The organism is Pelotomaculum sp. PtaB.Bin117, assembly GCF_002067195.1.
GTDB lineage: Bacteria > Bacillota > Desulfotomaculia > Desulfotomaculales > Pelotomaculaceae > Pelotomaculum_D > Pelotomaculum_D terephthalicicum.
Genome location: NZ_MVQM01000002.1, coordinates 1 through 3,929, shown reverse-complemented (window position 1 = coordinate 3,929; position 3,929 = coordinate 1). Strand labels below are relative to the sequence as shown.

Annotated in this window: 1 protein-coding gene and 1 pseudogene; both read right to left on the bottom strand. The window is 56.0% G+C overall.

Annotated features, from left to right (window positions below):
* A pseudogene (locus A4E54_RS00020) lies at positions 1-300 on the bottom strand (glutamate synthase); the annotation flags it as partial.
* A gap of 19 nt (positions 301-319) precedes the next feature.
* On the bottom strand, positions 320-3,929 hold a 3,610-nt coding region (gene gltB, locus A4E54_RS00015; protein WP_286723575.1), incomplete at its 5' end, for a glutamate synthase large subunit.

The following is a 3,929-nucleotide window of genomic DNA, read 5'->3' as shown; positions in this document are numbered from 1 at the left end:
CTCCGGAAAGTTATTCGTTTTCAACAGGCGTGTCAACGCCTCTTTCCACAGGCCCCGGGACACCAGGTCATTCCACTCGGGGATCAGGTTATGGTTGGGACAACCTGAAATCATGCCGCTGATCACGGTTCCGCTGTGGCAGAAGGGTGTGCCGCAACCCATGCAGCGCGATCCCTGAGTCTTTAATTTTTCCTCCGAAAAAGGGTGGTGAAATTCGCCCCAGTCGTTTATGCGCTCCAATGGAGCACGGTCGGCCGGGAGTTCCCTTTGATATTCCATAAATCCTGTCGGCTTACCCATGGTACTTCCTCCTCATCGGTTAGTTCCCGCTGACCCGAGACACGTCTTTCAGATTTTCTTCAAAGGCGACCATAATGGCTTCATCACCGCCAAGGCCCATCTCATGCGCCCGGTCAATTGCTGCGAGCATACGCTTGTAATCTTTCGGAATAACCTTTACAAATTTCGGCAGCATTTCCTCCCATTTGTCCAGAACCACCCGGGCCTTTTCACTTCGGGTATAGATCAAATGCTTATGAATCATTTCTTTAACCTCGGCAATTTCGCCGGCATTTTCAAGAGTTTCGATAGTTACCATCTCGTAGTTGCAGCGATCCGGGAACGTCCCGTCTTCGTCAAGCACATAGGCAATCCCGCCCGACATGCCGGCCGCGAAGTTCCTGCCGGTCATACCAAGCACGACCACACGGCCGCCGGTCATATATTCACATCCGTGGTCGCCTACCCCTTCCACAACAGCATTCACACCGCTGTTCCTGACGCAGAATCTTTCCCCGGCCACGCCCCGGATGTAAGCCTCCCCTGATGTCGCGCCGTAAAAGGCCACATTGCCGACAACAATATTTTCTTCCGGCACGAAGGTCGCTTTAGCCGGCGGGAAAACAATCAGCTTGCCGCCTGAAAGGCCCTTGCCGTAGTAATCGTTGGCGTCTCCTTCAAGGGTGAGCGTAATCCCCTTGGAAACAAAAGCGCCAAAACTTTGCCCGGCGGAACCATCAAAGTAAAGACGGATTGTATCCTCGGGCAGGCCTTCCCCGCCGTAGCGTTTGGTTACTTCATGGCCCAAAATGGTGCCTACCACCCGGTTGGTGTTTAGAATAGGCAGCCTGGCCTCAACCGGCTCCCCGCGCTCCAAGGCCGGCCCGCATCTCTTTAACAGCTCCTGCCTGTCCAGAGATTTCTCCAACCCGTGATATTGCTCAGTCCGGCAGTACCTGCCGACGTTTTCCGGGACATCAGGCCGCCAGAGCAGGGCTGACAGGTCCAGTCCTTTTGCCTTCCAATGATCAATATCTTTCTTTAGCTCCAACACATCAGTGCGGCCAACCATTTCGTTAACTGTCCGGAAACCGAGTTCCGCCATGATTTCCCGTATTTCCCGGGCGATGAACCGCATCAAGTTGACTACATGCCGCGGTTCGCCCTTGAAATTCTTGCGCAGTTCCGGGTTCTGCGTCGCCACGCCCACCGGGCAGGTATCCAGGTTGCAAACCCGCATCATGATACAGCCCATGACAACCAGCGGAGCCGTGGCAAATCCGTATTCCTCGGCGCCGAGCAGCGTGGCGATCACCACGTCGCGGCCGGTCATCAGCTTGCCGTCCGTTTCCACAATAATTCTGTCGCGTAAATTATTCAGCACCAGTGTTTGATGAGTCTCGGCCAAACCCAGTTCCCAGGGCAGGCCGGCATGGGTGGTGCTCGTCCTGGGTGAAGCCCCCGTGCCGCCGTCATAGCCGCTGATCAAAACAACATCAGCCCGTCCCTTGGACACCCCCGCGGCAATTGTGCCCACGCCAACTTCCGAAACAAGCTTAACGTTGATCCTGGCCCCTGGGTTGGCGTTCTTTAAGTCGTGAATCAATTCAGCCAGGTCTTCAATCGAATAAATATCATGGTGCGGCGGAGGTGAAATTAAGCCTACCCCGGCCGTGGTCCCCCTGACCTTGCCAATCCAGGGATATACCTTGCGCCCCGGAAGCTGGCCGCCCTCACCGGGTTTTGCCCCCTGGGCCATCTTGATCTGGATTTCATCCGCGTTGACCAGGTATTCACTGGTAACGCCGAATCTGCCCGAGGCCACCTGCTTGATGGCGCTGCGCAGGGAATCGCCGTTTGGCAGGGGTTTGAAGCGGGCCGGATCTTCCCCGCCCTCGCCCGTGTTGCTCTTGCCCCCAACGCGGTTCATGGCGATAGCCATGGTTTCGTGGGCTTCCTTGCTGATTGAACCAAAAGACATGGCCCCCGTCTTGAAGCGCCGGCAGATGGACTCCACCGGTTCGACTTCCTCTATCGGCACGGGCGTCCGGTCTTTTTTAAAGTCCAAATACTTGCGCAACGCGTTTTTTTGGCCGTCGACCAGCGCCGAGTACTGCTTGAATAGTTGAAAGTCACCATTGCGGCAGGCCTGCTGCAGCAATGCGATAGTCTCCGGATTGAACATATGCTCCTCGCCGTCATGCCGCCACTGGTAAACGGAGCCTGGCTCCAGCGTGCCGTCGCAGCCGGGCGAGAAGGCCTTCCGGTGGCGGAGCGCCGCCTCACCGGCGATCTCAGCCAGCCCGACTCCGCCCACACGGGAAGCCGTCCAGGTAAAATATTTGTCGATTACAGACCGGTCAATCCCGACGGCCTCAAAAATCTGGGCTCCGCAATAGCTCTGGATCGTGGAAATACCCATCTTGGACGCTACCTTGACCACACCCTTGATAGCAGCCTTGATGTAATTCTTCAACGCTTCCTTGGGTGTTATACCGTCCAGCATCCCCTGACGGCACATGTCTTCCAGCGTTTCAAAAGCCAGATATGGATTGACGGCGCTTGCGCCGTAGCCCAGCAGCACCGCCAAGTGATGTGTTTCACGCGGCTCCCCCGATTCAAGCAAAAGGCTGACCCTGTTCCTGGTTCCCTCCCGGATCAGGTGGTGATGCAGCCCCGATACGGCAAGCAAGGCTGGAATGGGCGCGTTTTCAGCGTCCACACCCCGGTCGGACAAAATCAGCAGATTGGCGCCGCCGGCTATAGCCCGGCCAGCCTCACTGAAAAGGTCTTCCAGCGCCTTTTCCATGCCCCGGCTTCCTTCCGCCACCTTGAACAAAATGGGCAAGGTTACCGTTTTAAATCCGTCCATCTTCAGGTGCCGGATTCTTGCCAGTTCTTCATTGGTCAGAACCGGCGCTTTCAGCCTAATCCGGCGGCAACTATCGGGTTCCGGTTTGATCAGGTTCTTCTCAGTGCCAATGGTGGTCTCGACAGCGAAAATAATCTCCTCGCGAATGGAGTCAATCGGCGGGTTGGTCACCTGGGCAAACAATTGCTTAAAATAATTGTACAAAAGCTGCGGCTTATCCGATAATACCGCCAGCGGGACATCATGACCCATTGCTCCCACCGGCTCAACCCCGTCTCTGGCCATGCGCTCCAGCACTTTAGAAAGATCCTCATAAGTATAACCAAAAGCCTGCTGCCGCTTGAGCACCGTCTCAAAGTCCGGTTCCGGCACATGCGGAGCCTCCGGCAATTGTTCAAGGCTCACCAGGTACTCGTCCAGCCACTTCCGGTAAGGATACTCCTTCACCATGCTTGTTTTTAGCTCTTCATCACTGATAATGCGGCCTTCTTCCGTGTCGACAAGCAACATGCGCCCGGGACGCAGCCGTTCTTTCAGGATTACATCCTCCGGCGGGATATCGAGCACGCCGACTTCCGAAGCCAAAACAATAAGGTCATCTTTGGTAACGTAATAGCGCGAGGGCCGCAGACCGTTCCGGTCAAGCACGGCGCCGATGATCGCGCCGTCGGTGAAAGCAATGGACGCGGGACCGTCCCACGGCTCCATCAGGCAGCCGTGGTATTCATAAAACGCTTTCTTTTCGTCGCTCATACTTTCGTGGTTGGACCACGGCTCC